General features: G+C 52.1%; 24 protein-coding genes. 13 read left to right on the forward strand and 11 right to left on the reverse strand.

The window, feature by feature from the left end; all coding sequences use genetic code 11:
* Nucleotides 1-47 precede the first annotated feature (47 nt).
* Genes leuC through ABXT50_RS01710 form a run of 6 tightly spaced genes read left to right on the forward strand, consistent with a single transcriptional unit; the run spans nucleotide 48 to nucleotide 6226 of the window.
* Nucleotides 48-1463 carry a 3-isopropylmalate dehydratase large subunit gene (gene leuC / locus ABXT50_RS01685; RefSeq protein ID WP_415274450.1) on the forward strand — a complete coding sequence of 472 codons (1416 nt, stop codon included), beginning with the start codon at nucleotides 48-50 and terminating at the stop codon, nucleotides 1461-1463.
* Complete coding sequence (leuD, locus tag ABXT50_RS01690; RefSeq protein ID WP_415274451.1) at nucleotides 1463-2065, forward strand: 3-isopropylmalate dehydratase small subunit; 603 nt, start codon at nucleotides 1463-1465, stop codon at nucleotides 2063-2065. The genes leuC and leuD overlap by 1 nt, the downstream gene beginning before the upstream one ends.
* Nucleotides 2066-3382, forward strand: coding sequence for a UDP-N-acetylglucosamine 1-carboxyvinyltransferase (gene murA / locus ABXT50_RS01695; protein ID WP_415274452.1), 1317 nt, complete (start codon nucleotides 2066-2068; stop codon nucleotides 3380-3382).
* A 5-nt stretch (nucleotides 3383-3387) separates the two neighbouring features.
* A complete protein-coding gene (locus ABXT50_RS01700; protein ID WP_415274453.1) occupies nucleotides 3388-4155 on the forward strand; it encodes a lysophospholipid acyltransferase family protein in 768 nt (255 codons plus the stop codon).
* Between the two features lie 11 nt (nucleotides 4156-4166).
* Nucleotides 4167-5150, forward strand: a complete 984-nt coding sequence (locus ABXT50_RS01705; RefSeq protein ID WP_415274454.1) for an NAD(P)H-dependent glycerol-3-phosphate dehydrogenase — start codon at nucleotides 4167-4169, stop codon at nucleotides 5148-5150.
* On the forward strand, nucleotides 5150-6226 hold the full coding sequence (locus ABXT50_RS01710) for a D-alanine--D-alanine ligase family protein (protein WP_415274455.1): 1077 nt from the start codon (nucleotides 5150-5152) through the stop codon (nucleotides 6224-6226). The genes ABXT50_RS01705 and ABXT50_RS01710 overlap by 1 nt, the downstream gene beginning before the upstream one ends.
* Here ABXT50_RS01710 and ABXT50_RS01715 read toward each other — a convergent pair.
* Nucleotides 6223-6669, reverse strand: a complete 447-nt coding sequence (locus ABXT50_RS01715; protein WP_415274456.1) for a DUF3515 family protein — start codon at nucleotides 6667-6669, stop codon at nucleotides 6223-6225. The two genes, ABXT50_RS01710 and ABXT50_RS01715, sit on opposite strands and share 4 nt — an antisense overlap.
* Before the next feature lie 23 nt (nucleotides 6670-6692).
* Between ABXT50_RS01715 and thiL the strand changes: the two genes are divergently transcribed.
* On the forward strand, nucleotides 6693-7694 hold the full coding sequence (thiL, locus tag ABXT50_RS01720; RefSeq protein ID WP_415274457.1) for a thiamine-phosphate kinase: 1002 nt from the start codon (nucleotides 6693-6695) through the stop codon (nucleotides 7692-7694).
* 3 nt (nucleotides 7695-7697) lie between these two features.
* Here thiL and dapD read toward each other — a convergent pair whose 3' ends face one another.
* Complete coding sequence (dapD, locus tag ABXT50_RS01725) at nucleotides 7698-8648, reverse strand: 2,3,4,5-tetrahydropyridine-2,6-dicarboxylate N-succinyltransferase (RefSeq protein WP_415274458.1); 951 nt, start codon at nucleotides 8646-8648, stop codon at nucleotides 7698-7700.
* 30 nt (nucleotides 8649-8678) lie between these two features.
* On the opposite strand from dapD, the gene dapE reads away from it, so the two are divergent.
* Together dapE and ABXT50_RS01735 are read left to right on the forward strand one after the other, a co-directional pair.
* Nucleotides 8679-9752 (forward strand): succinyl-diaminopimelate desuccinylase, encoded by a 1074-nt coding sequence (dapE, locus tag ABXT50_RS01730; RefSeq protein WP_415274459.1) that lies wholly within the window; start codon nucleotides 8679-8681, stop codon nucleotides 9750-9752.
* A gap of 71 nt (nucleotides 9753-9823) precedes the next feature.
* Nucleotides 9824-9997, forward strand: coding sequence for a DUF3117 domain-containing protein (locus ABXT50_RS01735; RefSeq protein ID WP_415274460.1), 174 nt, complete (start codon nucleotides 9824-9826; stop codon nucleotides 9995-9997).
* Here the strand turns inward: ABXT50_RS01735 and ABXT50_RS01740 are convergent.
* Nucleotides 9987-10628 (reverse strand): O-methyltransferase, encoded by a 642-nt coding sequence (locus ABXT50_RS01740; RefSeq protein WP_415274461.1) that lies wholly within the window; start codon nucleotides 10626-10628, stop codon nucleotides 9987-9989. The genes ABXT50_RS01735 and ABXT50_RS01740 overlap by 11 nt on opposite strands.
* A gap of 65 nt (nucleotides 10629-10693) precedes the next feature.
* On the opposite strand from ABXT50_RS01740, the gene ABXT50_RS01745 reads away from it, so the two are divergent.
* Nucleotides 10694-11050: a sec-independent translocase gene (locus tag ABXT50_RS01745; RefSeq protein ID WP_415274462.1), complete on the forward strand. Its 357-nt coding sequence runs from the start codon at nucleotides 10694-10696 to the stop codon at nucleotides 11048-11050.
* Here the strand turns inward: ABXT50_RS01745 and ABXT50_RS01750 are convergent.
* The 4 genes from ABXT50_RS01750 to ABXT50_RS01765 are packed head-to-tail and all read right to left on the reverse strand — an operon-like array spanning nucleotide 11047 to nucleotide 15387.
* Nucleotides 11047-12522 carry a succinic semialdehyde dehydrogenase gene (locus ABXT50_RS01750; protein WP_415274463.1) on the reverse strand — a complete coding sequence of 492 codons (1476 nt, stop codon included), beginning with the start codon at nucleotides 12520-12522 and terminating at the stop codon, nucleotides 11047-11049. The genes ABXT50_RS01745 and ABXT50_RS01750 overlap by 4 nt on opposite strands.
* Nucleotides 12523-12530: 8 nt before the next feature.
* Nucleotides 12531-13634 (reverse strand): P-loop NTPase, encoded by a 1104-nt coding sequence (locus tag ABXT50_RS01755; protein ID WP_415274464.1) that lies wholly within the window; start codon nucleotides 13632-13634, stop codon nucleotides 12531-12533.
* Nucleotides 13631-14146 (reverse strand): DUF1003 domain-containing protein, encoded by a 516-nt coding sequence (locus tag ABXT50_RS01760; RefSeq protein ID WP_415274465.1) that lies wholly within the window; start codon nucleotides 14144-14146, stop codon nucleotides 13631-13633. The genes ABXT50_RS01755 and ABXT50_RS01760 overlap by 4 nt, the downstream gene beginning before the upstream one ends.
* The gene (locus ABXT50_RS01765; RefSeq protein WP_415274466.1) at nucleotides 14146-15387 is read right to left on the reverse strand and encodes a magnesium transporter MgtE N-terminal domain-containing protein; all 1242 of its coding nucleotides are present in this window, start codon (nucleotides 15385-15387) and stop codon (nucleotides 14146-14148) included. Before ABXT50_RS01765 ends, ABXT50_RS01760 begins: the two co-directional genes overlap by 1 nt.
* A 46-nt stretch (nucleotides 15388-15433) precedes the next feature.
* Here ABXT50_RS01765 and ABXT50_RS01770 point away from each other — a divergent pair, with 46 nt between their 5' ends.
* A complete protein-coding gene (locus ABXT50_RS01770; protein ID WP_415274467.1) occupies nucleotides 15434-15949 on the forward strand; it encodes a general stress protein in 516 nt (171 codons plus the stop codon).
* Here ABXT50_RS01770 and ABXT50_RS01775 read toward each other — a convergent pair whose 3' ends face one another.
* Nucleotides 15950-17335: an aminopeptidase P family protein gene (locus ABXT50_RS01775; protein ID WP_415274468.1), complete on the reverse strand. Its 1386-nt coding sequence runs from the start codon at nucleotides 17333-17335 to the stop codon at nucleotides 15950-15952.
* A gap of 44 nt (nucleotides 17336-17379) precedes the next feature.
* Between ABXT50_RS01775 and ABXT50_RS01780 the strand changes: the two genes are divergently transcribed.
* Nucleotides 17380-18222: a PHP domain-containing protein gene (locus ABXT50_RS01780; protein ID WP_415274469.1), complete on the forward strand. Its 843-nt coding sequence runs from the start codon at nucleotides 17380-17382 to the stop codon at nucleotides 18220-18222.
* Here ABXT50_RS01780 and ABXT50_RS01785 read toward each other — a convergent pair.
* Complete coding sequence (locus ABXT50_RS01785) at nucleotides 18192-19511, reverse strand: DEAD/DEAH box helicase (RefSeq protein WP_415274470.1); 1320 nt, start codon at nucleotides 19509-19511, stop codon at nucleotides 18192-18194. The genes ABXT50_RS01780 and ABXT50_RS01785 overlap by 31 nt on opposite strands.
* Before the next feature lie 65 nt (nucleotides 19512-19576).
* Between ABXT50_RS01785 and ABXT50_RS01790 the strand changes: the two genes are divergently transcribed.
* Complete coding sequence (locus tag ABXT50_RS01790) at nucleotides 19577-20335, forward strand: ferritin-like fold-containing protein (RefSeq protein ID WP_415274471.1); 759 nt, start codon at nucleotides 19577-19579, stop codon at nucleotides 20333-20335.
* Here the strand turns inward: ABXT50_RS01790 and ABXT50_RS01795 are convergent.
* Together ABXT50_RS01795 and ABXT50_RS01800 are read right to left on the reverse strand one after the other, a co-directional pair.
* Nucleotides 20315-20617, reverse strand: coding sequence for a hypothetical protein (locus ABXT50_RS01795; protein ID WP_415274472.1), 303 nt, complete (start codon nucleotides 20615-20617; stop codon nucleotides 20315-20317). The genes ABXT50_RS01790 and ABXT50_RS01795 overlap by 21 nt on opposite strands.
* Nucleotides 20617-20841 (reverse strand): DUF3107 domain-containing protein, encoded by a 225-nt coding sequence (locus ABXT50_RS01800; protein WP_415274473.1) that lies wholly within the window; start codon nucleotides 20839-20841, stop codon nucleotides 20617-20619. Before ABXT50_RS01800 ends, ABXT50_RS01795 begins: the two co-directional genes overlap by 1 nt.
* Nucleotides 20842-20880: the final 39 nt, after the last annotated feature.

Raw genomic sequence — 20880 nt, forward strand, 5'->3', positions numbered from 1 at the left:
GCCCTTTGCGATAAAGTAAGTATCTACGCAATCGCGAGGTGATTTAGGTGTCTAGTAAGCCATTGACTTTGGCAGAGAAACTGTGGCGAGACCACTTGGTTTTGAAGGGTGAAAACGGTGCTCCGGATCTTTTATATATTGATCTGCATCTGATTCATGAAGTAACCAGCCCGCAGGCTTTTGATGGCCTTCGCCTGGCCGGACGTGATGTCAGGCGCAGAGACCTGACAATCGCCACTGAGGATCACAACACTCCGACGCAGGACATTCACCTACCAATTGTGGATGCCACCTCTAGGGCACAGGTTCAGGCTCTCAGGGACAACACTCGAGAGTTCGACATTCGAATTCACTCGCTCGGCGATAAAAACCAAGGCATAGTTCACGTTGTTGGCCCGCAGTTGGGTCTAACTATGCCGGGACTTACCGTTGTTTGCGGCGATTCGCACACTTCAACTCACGGCGCCTTTGGGGCACTAGCTATGGGAATTGGAACAAGCGAAGTCGAGCACGTTTTGGCAACCCAAACTTTGCCGTTGCAGCGATTTAAGACCATGGCCATAAACGTCGAGGGCACACTTCGTAAAGGCGTTAGCGCTAAAGACATTATTCTGGCCGTCATTTCCAAGATCTCGACTGGCGGTGGCCAAGGTTACGTTCTTGAGTATCGCGGAAGTGCGATTAGGGCATTGTCTATGGAAGGTCGCATGACCATCTGCAACATGTCGATTGAGGCAGGCGCTAGGGCTGGAATCATCGCTCCGGATCAAATTACTTTTGACTATCTCAAAGATAAGCCACACGCTCCTCAAGGTGCAGATTGGGATCAGGCACTCAAGGACTGGAGCGAACTGACAACCGATCACGATGCGGTTTTCGACGCCGAAGTCTTTATTGATGCCGACACCTTGGATCCTTTTGTAACCTGGGGAACGAATCCTGGTCAGGGCGTCTCACTCATGGACAGCATTCCAGACCCGGACAGCTTCAATGATCCGAGTCAAAAGGCCGCCGCAATAAAGGCTCTGGCCTATATGGACCTCAAGGCCGGTACCAAGATGAAAGACATTGCGGTTGACACTGTCTTTTTGGGCTCCTGCACGAACGCAAGAATCGAAGACCTTCGGGCAGCAGCAGACATTATTCGCGGCCAGGTGATGGCTCCAGGGATACGCATGATGGTGGTCCCCGGTTCTCAAAAGGTGAGGCTTCAGGCTGAAGAAGAAGGCTTAGACAAAGTCTTTGTTGACTTTGGAGCAGATTGGCGATTTGCCGGTTGCTCAATGTGTTTGGGCATGAACCCGGATCAGCTTGCGCCGGGGGAGCGCGCAGCTTCCACTTCGAACCGAAACTTTGAAGGCCGGCAGGGCAAAGGCGCAAGAACCCACCTGGTTTCCCCAATGGTGGCTGCGGCAACTGCGATCAGAGGGACACTTTCTTCACCTTCAGACTTGGAGCAGTAATGGAAAAAGTTACTCAGTTCACCGGCACCGGCATGCCTCTAAAAATAAGCAACGTTGATACTGACCAAATAATCCCCGCGGTTTTCTTGAAGCGAATAACCAAGACTGGATTCGAAGACGGGCTGTTTGCGAATTGGCGGCAGAACCCTGATTTTGTTCTAAATAACCCGAGTTTCCAAGGTGCCGAAGTCCTTGTTGCGGGATCCGACTTTGGAACCGGCTCTTCAAGAGAGCACGCAGTTTGGGCGCTCAGGGACTATGGCTTCAAGGCGGTTTTTAGCTCCAAATTCGCGGACATATTTCTTGGAAACTCCGGTAAGCAGGGTTTAATCGCTGGAGTCATAACCGATGCCGACACGGAAACCCTGTGGGAGCAGATTGATGCAGACCCCGCTGCCAAAATAACCGTAGACCTCCCAAGCCAAGAAATTCGAGTGAACGATGTCGTGATTCGATTTGGGATCGACGAATATACTAAGTGGCGTCTGACCGAGGGGCTTGACGATATCGGAATAACCCTCCAGAGTGAAGATGCGATAGCGGCCTACGAGGCCAAAAGAGAGTCCTGGAAACCCAAGACTCTGCCAGCCAAGGGAGTTTGATTGAGCCTGATTAGGATCGAGGGCGGCAAGCCACTTAAAGGCAGAGTCGACCTAAAGGGCGCCAAGAACCTGGTGACCAAGGCCATGGTCGCAGCACTGCTGGGCGAAACTCCCTCGACGCTTTTGGACGTTCCTCATATTTCCGACGTAGACGTTGTTGAAAGACTTCTAAACCTTCATGGCGTGACAATCACTCATGATCCTAAAACTGGTGACATGACACTGGACCCGTCCAATGTTGAGCAGGCAAGAATCGTGGACATTGATGCTCACGCCGGCTCATCCAGAATTCCCATTCTGTTTTGTGGCCCACTTCTTCATCGCCTTGGCGAGGCCTTCATCCCTGGCCTTGGCGGCTGCGAGATTGGCGACCGACCAGTTGATTTTCACTTTGACGTTCTTCGGCAGTTCGGCGCTGTAATTGAGAAGCTGCCTACCGGCACTCGACTCAGTGCTCCAGACGGGCTAGTAGCGGCAAAGATAAACCTTCCTTATCCATCGGTCGGTGCCACCGAGCAGGTTCTTCTCTCGGCAACAACCGCAAAGGGCCTAACAGAACTTCGCGGCGCAGCTATCGAGCCCGAGATAATCGACCTGATAGCGATTTTGCAAAAGATGGGTGCAATCATTTCGGTTGATACCGATCGCGTTATACGGATCGAGGGCGTAAAGCAGCTCAAGGGATATACCCATAAAGCATTGTTTGACCGAAATGAAGCCGCTTCTTGGGCGGCCGCAGCGCTTGCCACGAAGGGTGATATCTTCGTCGGCGGTGCGAAGCAAATTGAAATGATGACTTTTCTAAACACCTACCGAAAAGTAGGTGGCGAGTTTGAGATTGAACCTGCGGGAATTCGTTTTTATCACCCCGGCTCAGAACTGCAGCCAGTAGTGATTGAAACCGATGTTCATCCTGGATTCATGACTGATTGGCAACAGCCTCTGGTGGTAGCCCTCACCCAGGCTCAAGGTCTGTCTATCGTGCACGAGACGGTTTATGAAAACCGATTTGGATTCACCGAGGCGCTTGTCAAAATGGGTGCCCAAATCCAGATTTATCGGGAGTGCTTGGGGGGTAACCCGTGCCGTTTTGGTCAGCGAAACTTTAACCACTCTGCGGTCATCTCCGGTCCAACTCCATTGCGTGGCGCGGACATTCGGGTTCCAGACTTACGCGGTGGCTTCTCTCACGTTGTTGCCGCATTGGCTGCCGAAGGAACCTCCAATGTTTCAAACGTTCAATTGATTTCAAGGGGCTATGAGCGCTTTATCGACAAGCTTCAAGATCTCGGGGCCGACTTTCAGATTGAAGGTTGAAAAAAATGACGGCATCATCGGCATCGAAAAGGTTTGAAGACCAGAGAAACTGGCTGTTCAGATTGGTAGCCGGTCTCATGGCTCCCGTGCTTCGATTGTTTTTCAATATAAAAACCACAGGCTTGGAGAACTTGCCTAAGGGTGGATATATTTTGGTCGGGAACCATGTCAGCTACTTGGATCCATTCGCTTTTGCCTACTCCGTTTACATACACATGAAGCGAGTTCCGCATTACCTAGCCAAAGAGTCGCTATTTCGGATCCCCATTGTTGGAAAAATTCTCCCAAAAGTCGGTCAGATCCCCGTTTATCGTGGCGGTAAGTCCAACGAGGAGCCTCTTCGAGTTGCCAAGGAGTACCTGGCAGCAGGACAGGTTGTCATAGTGTTCCCGGAGGGCACATTGACCAGGGATCCGGATCTGTGGCCAATGCGCGGTAAAAGCGGCGCTATTAGGCTCGCACTCGAGCTTGGCCTACCCGTCGTGCCAGCTGCGCACTGGGGTGTAGAAAAAGTACTTGGCAATTACTCCAAGAAGTTTCGACCAAACCCTTTTCATACGGTTCGAGTGAAAATCGGCATGCCGATCTATTTCGAGAAGCCAAAAAAAGACGCCCTGACCGCAAAAGAAATGGGCGATGCTACTGACAAGATTATGCGAGAGGTTGCGAAGCTTGTCGGTGAAATGCGAGGCGAAACTCCTCCCGAAAAGCTGTGGGACCCAAACAATAAAGGCCAGACCCAAACTGGGAATTTTAGAAAAGACATAAAGTGAAAATCGCAGTTATGGGTGCAGGTAGTTGGGGCACGACTGTGGCCAAGGTCATTGCCGATGGTGGCAACGATGTGGTGCTTTGGTCGAGACGCCAGGATCTCGCCGATGAGATAAATAAAACTTCTAGAAACGGTGACTACCTTCCGGGCGTTGATTTACCCAAGACGCTGACTGCCACCTCGGACCTGCAAGCCGCTCTGGCGAATGCCACTCAGGTTTACATAGCTATTCCATCTCAGTCGCTCCGTGAGACCTTGGGTCAGTGGAAAGAGCTGATTCCTAAGAGTGCAACCGTAATTAGCCTTATGAAGGGGCTAGAGCAGTCCACGGGTGCACGCATGAGTGAAGTTATTCATCAGGCTACAAATGTGCCCGCATCGCAAATAGCGGTGCTTTCGGGTCCGAACTTGGCTCTCGAAATCGCGCGTAGAGATCCTGCGGCTGCTGTTTGCGCCTGCGAGGACCAAGATCGCGCGATTGAAGTTGCACAGGTTTGCTCAAACCAGTACTTCACAGTGTTTACCAATCAGGACCTGGTTGGTACCGAACTCGGCGGTGTTCTGAAGAACCTAATTGCAGTAGCTATCGGAATTGTGAGCGGCTTGGGTTATGGCCAAAACACAAAGGCGTCAATTATGACCAGGGGTCTAAGCGAAATAACAAACTTTGCGATTGAGCACGGCGCAAGGAGGAGAACCATGTTCGGCCTTGCCGGTCTGGGTGACCTTATTGCAACGAGTGAGTCGAATCTTTCACGTAACTTTAGAGCGGGGGAGATGCTAGGTAAGGGCTACAGCAAGCCCGAGGTGCTGCGTCGCATGGAGCAAACCGCTGAAGGCCTAAGTTCGGTGGAGCCAGTTTTAGAGATTGCACAGAGGTTGGGTATAGACATGCCAATAGTGCAGCAGGTCAGCGACGTACTAAACGGGGTCATGAAGCCGACTGATTTTGGTCGGCACCTAAACCTTGCCGACGAAATTGAAATGGAGTTCTAATGCAACGCATAGCCCTAATTTATGGAGGAGAATCAAGCGAGCATTCAGTCTCCTGCGTGACAGCACTGGGTGTATTTACAGCCATCGATTCGACAAAGTATGAGATTATCCCGATTGGAATTACCAAAACTGGGCGCTTCGTTCTGGAGCCGGTGAACCAAGAATGGCGACTCGAGGACTTTCCCGAAGTAAGCGAGGACTCACCGGAATTATTGCTGCCACTTGGCGGCGGCGAACTTCGAATGACCTCAGGTATTTCTCTTGGCAAAATTCACTTGGCATTTCCAGTTCTTCATGGTCCAAATGGAGAGGATGGCTCGATTCAGGGCCTGCTCCAGCTTTGCAAGATTCCATACGTGGGCAATGGCGTGATGGCTTCAGCATTGGCAATGGATAAAGTTCAGGCCAAGGCTCTTTTCCGCGATGTCGGATTAGAGGTTGCCTCGGAGCAGGTAATCACTCGCGATCAGTGGGAAGAGTCAAAAAGCACCTGTTTGGCCCGCGCCAAAAAGATTCTGAAGCCGGACGCCTTTGTTAAGCCTTCCAGGTCCGGTTCTTCGGTGGGCGTGAGCCTTGTCTTGAAGGAAAAAGACCTTGAGGCGGCTATTGAGTTGGCTTTGAGCCACGATCAAACCGCAATGGTGGAGAGACGAGTTTTGGGTCGAGAGATCGAGTGTTCGGTTCTAGAAATGCCAAACGGCGACCTGCAAGTATCGAAGGCTGGCGAGATTCTTGTAACCGGTAGGCCTTTTTATGATTACGAAGCGAAATACCTGGGAGCTGGAGCGGAGCTCGTAATCCCCGCGAAACTATCCGCCAAAGACTCATCAGCACTTGCGAAGGCTGCGATGGCCGCTTTTCGAGCTCTTGGCTGCAAGGGGCTTGCGAGAACCGATTTCTTTCTAACCAAAAAAGGTTGGGTTATTACCGAGGTGAACACCATGCCGGGGTTCACTCCAATTTCCATGTATCCGTTGTTGTTTGAGGCCAGTGGAATCAATTATCAGGAACTGGTTGAGATTCTGATTCAAAATGGTTTCGGTGAACAAGAGCTAACTGAAGAGTCGGCTGATTAGTCGATCAGCGTGGTGCAGACCTTTGTTCTTGGCAAGACGCTCATTGCTTGAGATAGGCCCTCGAGTGTGCTTATTCCGCTGGCAACCTCAGAATCAACTATGACTTCTACTGCCGGGAAAGTGGCGTAGGAAATAAATCTATATTTGGGTGCGTCACTTTCATCCACCAACCAGTCCGTTGTACCCGCGGTTACGCAAGGTAGCGTCGAGACTTCGACTGTCTCCAGCCCGCAACGAAGCAGAACAGCTGCGGGATTTCCCCAGGCGGCCGTGGCTTGAGCATTGGTGTAGCGGAGTTGATTTTCTCCGAGCATGTCCGGCAGTCGCACGCTTACATCTGCACAATTTGGATTATTTGAGTCTTCCGCGGCCTCAAGATTGACCGCTTGTGTGCAACCGGAAAGTAAAACCAACAAAAACATCGAGATAGTAAATGTGCGCATTGAAATAAGGCTAGCGTTGCTCTGTGAATAATGACGGCCAAAAGATTATTGAGATCGGCGAGACCGAAGCTCTTAGACGAGCACTGAGCGTTTTCAAGCCGGTTGCCACAACACTTATTGGCCCGGGCGATGATGCTGCGGTTATCAGCGTTAGTGATTCCCGGGTGGTTATTACAACCGACACCATGGTTCAGGATCATGATTTTAGGCTTGAGTGGTCTTCTGGCTTTGACATTGGCTACAAGGCGGTCACCAGCAATGTTGCGGACTTAGTTGCGATGGGAGCTGCACCAAGGGCGCTAACTGTCGCACTGGTAGTCACCAAAGAAACCCCTCAGGCCTGGCTCGAGGATTTTGCCTCCGGACTGCAGTCAGCATGTGACCGGCATGCTCCGGAATGTCAGATTGTCGGGGGAGACCTTGCATCCGGCGAGCAAATAGTAATTGCGATCGCCGCCCACGGAGACCTCGAGTCCAGACAGCCGATACTGCGCTCAACGGCCGAAGTGGGCGACCTAATCGTTATTGCTGGAACGCTAGGGAAGGCCGCATGCGGACTTGCATTACTTAGCTCCAATGATGAAACCTTGTCGGCCAGCTATCCGGAACTTGTGAGTATTCAGCTTCGACCAGTGCCAGATTTCGCGCTGGGCCTGGAGTTGGCAGCTGTGGCATCATCGATGCTCGACGTGTCAGACGGATTATCTCTAGACGCCGGGAGACTCGCGTCTAGTTCAAATGTCAGCATGAACATAAAAAAAGAGCTACTTGAGGGCTACGCGGCAATTCTCGAGCAAGCGGCACAATCTATCAACTCTCGAGATTCTGAAGCTCCACCGGTTTCTGAGTGGGACTGGATTCTGCACGGGGGTGAAGACCATTGCTTCCTGGCTACCGTCTCACCGACGGCCGCGTTACCTCGCGGCACAAAGGTCATTGGCGAGGTGATAGCCAAGGGCGATAGCGACGTTTATCTAAGTGGTCAACCGTTGAGCCCAAAGGGCTGGGATTCCGTTACTGGATAGCGTCTAGGCGTGAAGCTCTGAATTGAGAGAAACCCCAACGCCTTGACGGGCAATTGCCTCCACCGCGCCATTTAGAGAGTTTCTTCTAAACAGCAGGCCAGGTAGGCCGCTTAGCTCAGCGGCCTTCACGGTTTCGGTTTTACCCTCAACTATCAAAATCACTTTGGTGCCCGCCGTCACATAAAGGCCGGCCTCCACGATCGAGTCGTCTCCAATGGAGATTCCGATTCCAGAATTTGCTCCAAGTAGTGCTCGTTCGCCAATGGAAATTCGGTGGCTACCTCCACCAGACAGAGTTCCCATAATCGATGCTCCACCGCCAACATCGGAGCCATCGCCAACAATAACCCCCTGCGAAATTCGACCCTCCACCATAGAAGCGCCGAGGGTTCCAGCGTTGAAGTTCACGAAGCCTTCGTGCATCACTGTGGTGCCCGGAGCTAAATGAGCGCCTAGCCTAACGCGGTTGGCATCTGCTATTCGGACCTTTTTTGGGACCACGTAGTCCACCAGTCGCGGGAACTTATCGATGGAGTGAGCAATCACTCCGTGGCGCCGTAACTCGAGCGTCCTTGCCTCAAAGTCGGCTAGGTCCATGACACCGAAATTTGTAAAGGCGACGATCGGCAAGTTCGGTATAAGCCCTTCCAGGTTGATCGAGTTGGGCCTAACAAGGAGCTTGGACAATAGGTGCAAACGAAGGTAAGCATCGGCAGTTGACTCAACGGGGTTGGTTAGATCTACTTCAACTCGAATAACCTCAAGGGTTAGATTACGAAGCTCATCTGGACCGGCTTTCTGGTCCAATTCCTTCGGCGGAAACCACTGCTGGTCCGACATCGGTGCCTCACCGAGGCAAGGTTCCGGAAACCAGACGTCAAGCACTGCCCCGCTCGGGGACTTAGAGGCCAGACCGTGTCCCCAGGCCTTTTGGTTAATTTGCACATCACTCATTGCAACCAGAATACAGGTAGCCTTAATCACATGTCAGCCTTAGACCCTACTCAGACGCTTGTCGAGCTCACCATGGCAATTTGCGATATCGAGTCAGTCTCGTCCAATGAAGCAAAGCTTGCCGATGAGATCGAGCAAGTTTTGACCACGGCCTCGCATTTATCGATTACACGCGATGGCAACGCGGTGGTGGCAAGGACCAATCTAAACCGAGACACTCGAGTTATCATCGCCGGCCACATCGACACCGTGCCCGTGGCAGATAACCTGCCCTCAAAGCTTCATCATTTTGAGCGGGAGCAAGTGATTTTTGGCCGTGGATCAGTAGACATGAAGGGCGGCATTGCAGTTATGTTGAAGCTTGCGGTCGAACTCCAGCAGCCCAAATTCGATGTCACTTGGGTTTTTTATGACAACGAAGAAGTGGCTGCTGACCTTAATGGGCTTGGACGACTTTCTAGGAATCATCCGGAACTACTGACCGGAGAGTTCGCGGTGTTGTGTGAACCCACCAGCGCAATGGTCGAGGGAGGGTGTAACGGCACGGTTCGAGTTGAAGTTAGAACCGTTGGCGTCAAGGCTCACTCCGCAAGACCTTGGATGGGTAAAAACGCAATTCATGCACTCGCGCACTCGCTAAAAATCTTGAACGACTACCAACCAGCAACGATCACCGTCGATGGGCTTGCTTACAAAGAAAGCTTGAGTGCGGTGTTAGTCAGCGGTGGCATTGCGACCAACGTGATTCCCGATGCCGCTGTGCTGACCGTGAACTATCGCTTCGCACCGGATAAGTCTGCCGCCGAAGCAATTGCGCACCTTGAAATCCTGTTTAAGGGCTTTGAGGTTGTTGTCACAGATCAGGCAGAAGGTGCCAAGCCCGGCTTGAACCTGCCAGTAGCTCTTGATTTCATTGCTGCCATCGGCGCAGAGGTTAGGCCGAAGTATGGCTGGACCGATGTTGCAAGGTTTTCGGCCATGGGAATTCCCGCGGTGAACTACGGCCCGGGAGATCCTTCATTGGCTCATGCGGACAATGAAAATGTGCCGGTTGGTCACCTTGTTGATACAGAGGCCGGACTTAGGGCCTGGCTCAGCCATTAGATAAATTGGCGCTTCGGTGAGAAGTCTGGGATAATTAAGACTTCTAAGACGAATCCAAGGAGTCCAACCTCATGGCAGCAATGAAGCCTCGCACCGGTGATGGACCTATGGAAGCAGAACGCGAGACAAGGGGACTAATCGTCCTAAGGGTTCCGCTTGAAGGCGGCGGCCGGCTCGTTGTCTCAGTAAATGACACCGAGGCGAAAGAACTTTTTAAAGTCCTAGAGTCCGTAGTTAAGAAATAGCCCCTGGTCTTCTAACGGCAACCAGTAAGCCATCCCCAAGCATCGAGATGCTTGAGATAAATTCTTCGGATTCTTCAAACACCCTGACTACCGCGCGCATAGCCGATGTCTCATCGTCTCGAAGCGCAGGGTTCGGAACCCTGTCACGCCATAGAGCGTGAGAGATGACAATTGCACCCGAAGGTCTTACCAGTCCAATGGCGTGAGGCAAAAGCTGTTCTAGATCAAAAGGCTCAATGTCCAAAAACACTAGGTCGTACGCGGCCTCTGTCATGTTTGCCATGACGGCCGCGGCCCTCCCCGTGATAACCCTTGCTCTACTTGCCGGGACATTGGCTAATTGAAAGTTGGTTCGAGCCTGATTTTGATACTCGGGCTCATCATCGATAGTGGTTAGAGTGCTGGTTTCTGATGCACTCAATAACCACAGGCCGGATACTCCAGCACCGGTTCCGGCCTCCACTATGTTTTTCGCGGAGAGCATCGCTGCAATGGATGCGAGCCCCGCACCGGTTGCAGGCGTCACCGACTCAACGCCGAGCTGCTCAGCGCTGTTTCGGGCAACAGAAATGTGATCGGGTTCGCGGTTGAAATTCTCCGCGTATTTCCAGCTTGAAATCTTGTCTATCATCTTGGTCCCAAGCATAGGTTGCCATGTGTAAAAAGGATGGATTGGTTAGTTGTAAACTCATTTTCATGTTTGGTCTTAGTGCTGAGAAGCTGCTGCTGCTAGCTCTCCTTGCGGTCCTAATCTTGGGACCTGAGCGCCTGCCCTACTATGCCAAGCAGTTGGGTGAGTGGGCTCGTAAAGGTAAGCGAATGGTCGACAATGCCCAAGTCCAAATGAAATCTGAGCTGGGCGAAGGTTTCGAAGACATGGACTGGAAGAAGCTAGACCCGCGGCAGTATGACCCAAGGCGAATTGTCCGAGAAGCACTGATGGAAGAAAAGAAAAGACCGGCTAACGCGGCCGAAACTCTGAATAGAGCCAAACCACCTCAAAAGCCACTTGAATTTGGAGAGTCTCCACCGTTCGACCAGGAATCTACCTAGAGCTTCCCAATCCACCTGACCATTTTGGTCATGATTGGCGCTAGCCGCAGATACTGCCTTGCTCTGGTTGGCAGTTTTATTGGAAAGTTATTGCTGACCCCAATTGTTCGGGATTCGGTGAATCTCAAAAGTCCTTGGGGTCCAGAACGTCGCCCCATCCCAGACTGCTTCATACCGCCCATTGGTGCTGCCATGGAGGCCATCGTGGCTCGATAGCCCTCGTTTATGTTCACTGACCCGGCCATGAGCTTAGAGGCGACCTGAAGTGCTTGTTTGCGATTCCCGACTACCGAAGCGTTCAGGCCATATTCACTGGCATTCGAGAGTTCAATTGCCTGATCCAGGCCTTCGTAACCCACGAGCGCAATTACCGGACCAAAAACTTCCTTGTGGAGAATCTCAGCACCTTGTGGAATCTGGGTGATGACAGTTGGCGCATAGAAATTCGGCCCGAGGTCCAGCAGGGCACGTCCGCCTGTAAGTACGATCGCCCCTTCTTGCTTGGCTCGATTCACGAAGCCAGAAACTCTCTCGAGTTGAGCAGAGGATGTAAGGGCGCCTAGGTCGAAGTCGAATTTATTTGAGCTACCCAATTTCAAAGACTCGACCCTGCGCTTCAGGACTAGCTCGAACTTTTGAAGATCATGGTTTGAAACATACAGCCGTTCGATGGCCACACAGAGTTGGCCGCTATTTCCAAAAGCTCCGCCAATTGCGATTTCCGCAGCTTTTTCCAAGTCTGCACCGGGCAGAACAATCATGGGGTTTTTACCGCCGAGCTCTAGGGAATAGCCAACAAGTCTGGAAGCTGCTCTTGCTGCAACTAATTTTCCGGTCGCTGTGGATCCGGTGAAGGCTACGAAGTCGGCATGATCTGTTACTGCATTGCCCACTTCGGTCGCGTCCCCGTGGACCACTTGCCAGATGTCCTCCGGTATTCCCGCTTCAACACTCAAGTCCCTTGCTAGCTGGACTGTTTTTGCGGTCTGGTTGTCGGCTTTTTGAACAACTGCGTTACCAGCCATGAGCGCTGGGATAACATCCATCATGGTCAGCGCGAGTGGGTAGTTCCAGGGGGTAATGATTCCAACCACACCCACTGGAGAGGGTTCTACAAAAGCACTAATCATGAACGGCACTCCGGCGCGAACGCGCTTTCGACGCATGAGATTCGAAACAGTCTTTGCGTAGTAAGCGACGGCACCAAGAGCACCCGTGAGCTCCTCGAACGCATGAGCCTTGGACTTACCGGTTTCTTTTTGAAGTAGGTCAAGAATTTGCTCTTCACGTTCCACCAGTAGTCCAGCAATTTTGCTGGCGATCCCAGCACGCTCTTTGGCACTTCGATTGGCCCATTCAACCTGAGCATCCCGGCCCGCTTGAAACTTTAGGGCCACTTCTGTTTTTGAGTGCGCGGCAATTTCGTGGAGCTTATTTCCCGTAAGTGGGTCGATAACGCTAATGGTTTTCATGCCAACACCTAACTCGGGGTTATCTTCAAAGATTTCCCAGCAAGTCCGCGTGGGGAATCCATTAGTAGTTTTGCAATTCTTGTAATCTCTACGGCTGCAGGATCGGCCGGGTCAGAAACCACAATAGGCAGCTGGTTATCGGCGGATATCCGGAGGTCCTGACTGATGGGAATTTTGCCCATCAGCTGCACTTGTTTTCCACTTATTTCGGTGAGCCTGGCGGCAACGGCGTCGCCACCTCCAGACCCGAAAATTTCAATCGGCCCGTTCTCTGATGGCAGATAACTCATATTCTCAATGACACCAAGAATCTCTTGACCAGTTTGTAGGCCGATTGCACCGGATCTTTCGGCGACGATAGCCGCAGTGTGCTGAGGTGTTGTAACAACAAGCGTTTTAGCTTTGGACAGCAATTGTCCAAGGCTGATAGCAACGTCGCCGGTACCTGGCGGCAGGTCAACCAGCAAGAAATCAAGGTCTCCCCAAAACACATCGGTTAAGAATTGCTCCACGGCTCTGTGGAGCATGGGACCGCGCCATGCCACCGGTTGGTTGTCCTTCACGAAAAAGCCAATCGATATAACCTTCACGTCGTGCGCTATGGGAGGCAGCATGAGGTTTTCGACCTGGGTTGGGCTTTGGTTCACACCAATCAACTGCGGAACTGAATAGCCAAAAATATCCGCGTCGAGGAGGCCCACTTTTTGACCAAGGCCGGCAAGGGCAACCGCGAGGTTCACCGTCAAAGTTGATTTGCCGACTCCGCCTTTGCCGCTCGAGACGAAAATCACGCGAGTGAGATTATCTTTATCCGCGAAAGGATTGAACTTTGGAGGCTTGTCTCCGCGCAGCTTTAGAGTCAGGGCCTTGCGTTCGTCGTTGGTCATCGTGCTCATTTCGACCTCGACGTTTTTGAAGACCGCTGCGAGCGCCTCATTGACGTCGCGCTCGATGGATTGAGCTGCTGGACAACCAACAATTGTGAGCTTTATCTGAACCGAAACTGAATCCTCGGTCTCTTGGATCGGACCCACCATATCAAGTTCGGTGATTGGCCGGCGAAGCTCAGGGTCAATGACTCCGGCTAGCGCCGCTAAAGCGCGTTGGCTCATTTGGATTTCTTGCCAGGTTTTTTGTCTTCACGCAATTGCTCGAGCAGCTCCTTCATTGCGTCTCGGATCTCGTCTCTAACAAAGTCTTTAGTTGCCACTTCATCAACCGCTAGCGCTAGGGCTGCTACCTCCCGGGTCAAGTACTCGGTGTCGGCAAGGGTCCGCTCGGCGCGCTGTCGGTCCTGCTCGAACTTAACGCGGTCCCTGTCATCCTGTCGGTTCTGGGCCAGCAGGATCAGCGGTGCTGCGTAAGAGGCCTGCAACGATAAAAGCAAAGTCAGGAGAGTGAAGTTCAGTGCCCGCGGGTCGAACTGGGCCCCCTGGGGTCCCAAAGTGTTCCAGCTCAGCCAGAGCGCCACGAAGACCGTCATGAAAATCAGGAACGCGCCTGTACCCATAGCGCGCGCGAACCTTTCGGAAACGCGTCCAACCGTCTCTTGCGAGATGTTCGGAATCCGGAACCGGGTCCGACGAGTCATCGGCTTCTCGAGCACTGATCTGTTTCTAGCCATCAGCGCTCTTCCTCACTTCGCCAGTCGTCAGGAAGCAGGTGGTCTAAAACATCGTCTACTGTCACAACCCCGACAAGTCGCTTTTCATCGTCGGTGACCGGCAAGGCTACTAGATCGTAACTTGCGAGATATCGGTGAATCTGAGCAATTGGAGTGTCCAGTGCCACTGGTTCTTGCTCGGTGTCCAAGATCGACCCAAGGCGCTCATGAGGCGGGTATCGCAAGAGCTTTTGGAAATGCACGACGCCCAAATAGCGTCCAGTTGGGGCTTCGTAAGGTGGGAGAGTTACGAATACTTGGGCTGCCAAGACTGGCTCGACTTCTTTTCGCCTAACTAGGGCCATTGCCTGAGCAATTGTGGTGTCGGCGGCGCAGATTATCGCCTCCGGAGTCATCATTCCGCCGGCCGTATAAGGCTCGTACTGCAAGAGCTGCCTTATGTCATCCGCTTCTTCATCGTCCATGAGACCCAGGAGTGTTTCTGCGCGCTCCGGGGATAGATTTGCCATCAGGTCGGCCGCATCATCCGGTCCCATTAGATCAAGAACTTCGGCGGCTCGCGCGTCATCAAGATCGTTAATGATCTCCAGTTGCTCCTCTTCGGGAAGCTCTTCTAGTAGATCAGCCAAGCGTTCGTCATCCAGCTCGTCCGCAAGGGCTAGCATTCGGTGTTCAGGTAGATCCAACACTGCGGTGGCAAGGTCAGCCGGGCGAAGGTCGGCCACCGTCGAAAGCAGCTGCCGGGCATCTTGGTCGGCTGGGTTCTCTCGGTTTTCAGCGACTTCCTGCCACTGAACGAACATGGTGGGACCCTTAGCAAAAGGTATGGCCGAATTCTTTTTTTGCTTTCTCACAAACAATTCGGACAAAACCCAATCGCCGCGCTTACCTTGTTCAATTGCAAAGTCTTCGATGCTTGCCAGACCGGCCCCATCGAGCAAGGTGACTTTCCGGCCAAGCATCTGGGCAATTGCCCTAACTTCTTGACCGCGCATGGTGAAACGGCGAAGGTCTATCAGACCATTAGTAATTAGCTGGCCTGGAGCGATTGCTGTGACTCGTGCAATTGGCAGAAAAACTCTTCTTCTGCCAGAGATTTCAATGATGAAGCCGGTGGCTCGCGGTGGAAGGGTGGTTCGGTATGCCATCAGCACGTCGATTACCTTGCCAACTCGGTCTCCCTGAGGGTCAAAAACACCACAGCCCACCAATCTGGCTACGAAGACTCTGGTTGCGCTCATAGAGATAACCTTATGCGGACATGCCTAATCCTGAAAGGCTTCTTGGATGTCTGATGCCAGAAAAAGCTCCAAAAAGAACAACTCTGTTCTCTCGATCCCTCGCGGACACAGCCTGGGCGAATTTCGAACCCACACCGAGGCAACCGAGTTTGTGAACAGGCTGGTCGCGGCAGATTTCAAGGCAAATAAAGTCACCATTCTCGGCCATGACTTAGTCATGGTTGAGAAGGTCAGATCAAGACTCGGTTACGGTCGCGTAGCCGCTTCAGGAGTCTTAACCGGCTTTTGGTTGGGCCTGATTTTTGCGCTTCTTATTGGAGCAGGTTTTGATGTCGGTGCCGATGGGGAGATCAACTACGCCCCACAAGAATTCCTGGCCGTTATTGTGATTGCAGCCGGTGTTGGCATGCTCGTGAACATCCTTCGATTCCTGGCCTCAAAGAACAAGCGCGGTTTTCTAAGCTCGCAGATGCCGGTGGCCGCAAGATACGAAGTTATCGTGCCCGAAGAAGATGCGGGAAAGGCCATGCAAATTGTGAATATGGCGCGCGACCTGAGCTAATCAGGACAGTTGGTCGGCGAACCAGTTCTCAACGTCGCTTGCGGTTCGTGGCAAAGCGGCGCTTAGGTTTTCATAACCAGACTCAGTGACCAAAACGTCATCCTCAATTCTCACGCCTATCCCACGGTATTCTTCCGGCAGATTCAGGTCATTTTGGTGAAAGTAGAGGCCGGGCTCTATCGTAAAAATCATTCCTTTTTCTAGAATCCCGTCTTGATACATTTCGCGCCTAGCTTTAGCGCAGTCGTGGACATCAAGCCCGAGGTGGTGGCTGGTGCCGTGGACCATATATCTGCGATGATGCTGGTTATCTTTTTCCAGTGCCTCTTCGGCTGTCACTGGAATGATTCCAAGCTCGGCCACTCGCCTCGCAATTACCTCGATCGCTGCGTTGTGAACTTCGCGGAATCTGATCCCCGGTTTCACAACCGCAAAGGCCGCGTCGGCGGCCTCTAGCACCGTGTTGTAGACCCAAAGCTGCTCTTTTGAGAATTGGCCATTAACTGGAATTGTCCTTGTTACGTCGGCTGTGTACAACGAGTCAAGCTCAGCTCCGGCGTCAATCAGTATCAAGTCGCCAGGTTTGACTTCGCCATCGTTTTTTGTCCAATGCAGGATGCAAGCGTTTGGCCCGCTCGCGGCGATTGTTTCGTAGCCGAGCTCAAAACCGTTTTGCCTTGCCACGCTGTAAAAGGCGGTCTCAACAACTCGTTCGCCTCTGGCCTGCTTGGTGGCCTTTGGGATAGATCTGGCAACCTCTCTAAAACCGGCAACGGTGATTCTGACTGCTTCACGCATTTGGGAAATCTCGTAGTCATCTTTTACAAACCTCAGCGACGAGGCGGCTTCGGCAAGTTCCGGATCCTCCATCTCCAGCACTGCCCCAATCGATTTGAGGTCGTGCTCCATTTCCTTTAGGTCTTTGGTTTCGATGCCTAGCTGTAATGAGACTTGGGCCAAGGTAGGTCGTGGGCCCACCCAGAATTCTCCGATGGCAGGGTTGGCGAAAAACTCATCGGAATCCCTTCCTGCAGTTGGCATTAGATACAGAGTCGATTCGCAATTTTCCTGCCTACCATCGATAAGCAATACCGATCCAGGAACAGTTGCCGAGCCCCAGCCTGTGAGGTGTGTAAAGGCTGTGTCTGGGCGATACCGATAGTCGGTGTCATTCGCTCTCACTTTTGGATTAGTGGCGGCAACCATTAGTACTTTGCCCACAAACTTTGCCGAGAGGGCCTCTCTTCGTCTCAGGCTGTGGTCGGCTACTTCCCAGCGGGTGATTGGCGGCGAGTCAATTTCTGCCCAGTTCGAGGAAATGAAATCCATAAATTGTTCCGATTGTGGAACGCGAGAACGGTTAGTTGGCTGAGAATTTTTCGTCATGGCACTATTCTGCTCCTGTGATAGACCTACATGCACACTCAAACATGAGTGACGGATTAGACAGCCCAACTGAACTCGTTCAGAACGCCGCGCTTGCAGGTGTCACGACGCTCGCAATTACAGATCACGACACCACTCTTGGCTGGGATGAGGCAATAATTGCCGGTCGTCAGAACCAGGTGCGCGTAATTCCCGGAATCGAAGTGTCGACCAGGCAGCTGATTGGTGAGAACCGTTCGATTAGCGTCCACATACTTGCGTATCTTCCAGACCCCAAAAACTCAGCGCTGGTTGAGGAGCTTGACAAGACCAGGCGTTCGAGAATTGAGAGAGCAAAAAAAATGGTTGCTCTTCTGGCTGAGGACTATCCAATTACTTGGGAAATGGTCCTCGCGCAGATACCAGAGGGTTCCACGGTCGGACGACCAGCCTTGGCGGACACTCTGGTATCAATGGGAGTTGTTCCCACGCGTTCGGATGCGTTCACGTCAATTCTTCATTCTCACTCGCGCTATTACGTTTCGGATTACTCGGTCGACACCACTGACGCCATAGCCTTGATTCGTGGTGCAGGAGGGGTGTCAGTTATTGCTCACCCGTTGATCGACTTTCCCGCCGGAGCGTCAATGACGGATTTACCAGCGGAATTCTTCAAGATCCTAATAGGTGCAGGCCTGAATGGCATCGAAATTGAGCACCGTTCCGTTCCGAAGCAAGCAAAGCAATGGCTGAAGAATTTAGCGGTGAAACATAATTTGATAACCACTGGCTCCAGCGACTATCACGGTATTGACGGGAAAGACAACCGGCTCGGTGAAAACCGAACTGAGCCTGCAATGCTTCAGCGAATTTTAGATCAAGCCTCTGGCTTTGAGGTTCCTTTATAGTTCCGGTTTCGGCTCCGATTGCGATTTTGCTGAGGCGCAGACTTGCTCGGTGCACTTGACCTCGGAGGCTGGCTAGAGGTAGGAGCCGTTTTGACAGTAGACGAAGCTCTTCCGATTCGACCCTTCGTGCCGGGTTCGATACCGAGTTCCTCAAACAGGTGTGGTGAATTTGAGTAGGTTTCAGTGGGCTCTGGAACACCAAGATCAAGCTCACGATTAATGTGAACCCATCGAGCTAAATCGTTCCAGTCGACGAACGTGACAGCTACTCCCAGCTTGCCGGCTCTTCCGGTTCGCCCGGTGCGGTGTAGGTAGGCTTTTTCATCCTCGGGAACGGAGTAGTTGATGACATGCGTCACATCGTCCACGTCAATTCCGCGGGCGGCGACTTCGGTGGCAACGAGAATCTCTTTCTTGCCTTCTCTGAAGGAAGCCATGGAGCGCTCTCTTGCATCCTGAGACATGTCTCCGTGTAGCGGAGCAGCATTGAAGCCTCGATCGATTAACTCTTCGGCCAATTTGGCAGACTGCCTCTTGGTTCGGACGAAAATAATTGTTTTGCCCCGGCCCTGGGCCTGCAAGATTCTGCCCACTACTTCGTCTTTATCAAGGGCGTGTGCTCGATAGACATACTGCTTGATGTCAGCCTTGGTCTTACCTTCATCTGGATCGCTGACACGGATGTGGATCGGGCGGTTTTGGTAACGACGAGCCAGGCTCAAAATTGCCGCCGGCATAGTTGCCGAAAAGAGCATGGTCTGGCGCTGAGGAGGGGTCAGAGAAAACAGTTTTTCAACATCGGGCAAGAAGCCAAGGTCCAGCATCTCGTCGGCCTCATCCAAGACCATAAAAGTTACGTTGGACAGGTTCATAAGTTTTTGTTTAGCCAAATCAAGCAGGCGTCCCGGTGTACCGACAACAATCTGGGCGCCACCTTCTAGGGCGGCAACCTGGCCCTCGTAGGCCTTGCCACCGTAGATGGCAACAACGGTAGTTGGGCGGTTTGCTGTTGCAAGCATTAGGTCCTCAGAAACCTGAAGTGCCAATTCTCTAGTTGGAACGACCACCAGCGCCTGAACTCCAGGGGCTGGGTTTTCGCCCAGAGCCTGAATAAGCGGAAGGCCAAACCCAAGAGTTTTACCTGTTCCGGTTTTGGCCTGGCCGATTACATCGGTGCCAGATAAAGCAACTGGAATAGCTTGTTCTTGAATTGGGAATGGACTGGTGATGCCTTTGGACTCTAGGGCTTCGCAGATGTCTGCATCTATGCCTAGTGATTTGAAACTCAAGTAATTCTCCGTATGTTTTTGGCTCTCGGTTTTCTACTCCTCGAGCTGAGCTATAAGCTTGCAAGGTGTTGGATTGGTTACGCAAGATACGTAAGGTTTCGCAGAAGCTCACGCTTCCTTCGCGAGATGCAACTGCTGGTCGCAGTCAAGTCCAACTCAACCCTGCCAAGCTTACCCCTTCGTCGGAAATCTATCTGTCTTCTTTATCTCAGTTGAATCTTGTGATCTCCGACCTTCTGCAGCAGGACTCCCTCAAGGCACCTAATGTGAGCCAAAGCGAGGCCCAGGGTATTTTGGCTGCGGCATACAGAGACCGCTCGAAGCAGCTGGACGGTTTGTTGATTCGACTTGGTGCAAGTCAAATGGAATTGCAGTCGGACATTCGTGAGCGTCTTGAGCAGCTAGTTATGAGAACAGAAGGTGCCGACTGGTTCGAAGACCTGATGAGGATTTATGTCGTTTTTGGAATACTTCAAGACGGTGCTTCGCAAGTTTCCAAAGGCTTACCAGCTGCAAAAAGGTTGAAAGTGGATCAACTTCTAGAATCAAAGAAGTTGGAAAAGTTTTGCCACCGCCATTTGGCCGCCGGTATTGCTGCCGAACCGAGTCTGGGTCCAAGATTGGCAATGTTCGGACGCATGGTGGTAGCTGATGCGCTGCTGGAAATTCGGGATTCTGTTGACCTGTCGAAGGTTTTACCAAGTCCCGTGACAGACGACGTAGTCGCTCTTGCCAGGGAGCAGTTCAAGACGCTGGAACCATTCACTTCGGTGTTGATAGCCAAGCACACCGTCAGAATGGACTTACTGGGCCTTACCGCGTAGTCGGATACTCGCAAGCTCTCTAGATTCTTCTGATGCGCGTTTTGCGACTAGGAAATTCGTACCGAACCAACCGGCCGCCGGCATCGTAAGCATGACAATGAACCATATCCAAGCGCTGGAATAGCTGAACCCAGCCCAGGTCAAAATCAGCCACAGGGCACTGCCAGCAGACAATGCAATGCTCACTGGCACTAACTTTCCGTAGTGGTCGGATTTTGCAAGAACGAAAGGCCCAACCATTGCCAGAATTGCTGCGTAGGCGATGATTATTAGGATTTCCACTAGGCCAGGAATCCTACGCGCCTTGTTTCTTCTGCGCCTATTTCAACGTATGCGATTGAAGAGGTCGGAATCAGGATGATGCTGCCTTTTTCGTCGCTTAGTTCAAGCACGGGCTCCGAGGCTTCAATTGCCTTTTTTACCTTAGCCATCAGATCTTTTGCGCTCAGGCCTGATTCGAAGCTGATGTCTCTTGCGTTGTCTCTGATGCCGATTCTGACGTCCATTATTCTCCTTAGTCAAAATAAGGTTACGGCAAGAAAAAT

Source organism: Aquiluna sp. Uisw_065 (assembly GCF_047731275.1).
Taxonomy (GTDB): domain Bacteria; phylum Actinomycetota; class Actinomycetes; order Actinomycetales; family Microbacteriaceae; genus Aquiluna.

Coding starts and splice junctions, on each gene's coding strand:
- leuD (WP_415274451.1), top strand. CDS start 1,463: ATGGAAAAAGTTACTCAGTTCACCGGCACCGGCATGCCTCTAAAAATA.
- ABXT50_RS01700 (WP_415274453.1), top strand. CDS start 3,388: ATGACGGCATCATCGGCATCGAAAAGGTTTGAAGACCAGAGAAACTGG.
- ABXT50_RS01705 (WP_415274454.1), top strand. CDS start 4,167: ATGGGTGCAGGTAGTTGGGGCACGACTGTGGCCAAGGTCATTGCCGAT.
- ABXT50_RS01710 (WP_415274455.1), top strand. CDS start 5,150: ATGCAACGCATAGCCCTAATTTATGGAGGAGAATCAAGCGAGCATTCA.
- ABXT50_RS01715 (WP_415274456.1), bottom strand. CDS start 6,669: ATGCGCACATTTACTATCTCGATGTTTTTGTTGGTTTTACTTTCCGGT.
- dapD (WP_415274458.1), bottom strand. CDS start 8,648: ATGAGTGATGTGCAAATTAACCAAAAGGCCTGGGGACACGGTCTGGCC.
- dapE (WP_415274459.1), top strand. CDS start 8,679: ATGTCAGCCTTAGACCCTACTCAGACGCTTGTCGAGCTCACCATGGCA.
- ABXT50_RS01735 (WP_415274460.1), top strand. CDS start 9,824: ATGGCAGCAATGAAGCCTCGCACCGGTGATGGACCTATGGAAGCAGAA.
- ABXT50_RS01740 (WP_415274461.1), bottom strand. CDS start 10,628: ATGATAGACAAGATTTCAAGCTGGAAATACGCGGAGAATTTCAACCGC.
- ABXT50_RS01745 (WP_415274462.1), top strand. CDS start 10,694: ATGTTTGGTCTTAGTGCTGAGAAGCTGCTGCTGCTAGCTCTCCTTGCG.
- ABXT50_RS01750 (WP_415274463.1), bottom strand. CDS start 12,522: ATGAAAACCATTAGCGTTATCGACCCACTTACGGGAAATAAGCTCCAC.
- ABXT50_RS01755 (WP_415274464.1), bottom strand. CDS start 13,634: ATGAGCCAACGCGCTTTAGCGGCGCTAGCCGGAGTCATTGACCCTGAG.
- ABXT50_RS01760 (WP_415274465.1), bottom strand. CDS start 14,146: ATGGCTAGAAACAGATCAGTGCTCGAGAAGCCGATGACTCGTCGGACC.
- ABXT50_RS01765 (WP_415274466.1), bottom strand. CDS start 15,387: ATGAGCGCAACCAGAGTCTTCGTAGCCAGATTGGTGGGCTGTGGTGTT.
- ABXT50_RS01770 (WP_415274467.1), top strand. CDS start 15,434: ATGTCTGATGCCAGAAAAAGCTCCAAAAAGAACAACTCTGTTCTCTCG.
- ABXT50_RS01775 (WP_415274468.1), bottom strand. CDS start 17,335: ATGACGAAAAATTCTCAGCCAACTAACCGTTCTCGCGTTCCACAATCG.
- ABXT50_RS01780 (WP_415274469.1), top strand. CDS start 17,380: ATGAGTGACGGATTAGACAGCCCAACTGAACTCGTTCAGAACGCCGCG.
- ABXT50_RS01800 (WP_415274473.1), bottom strand. CDS start 20,841: ATGGACGTCAGAATCGGCATCAGAGACAACGCAAGAGACATCAGCTTC.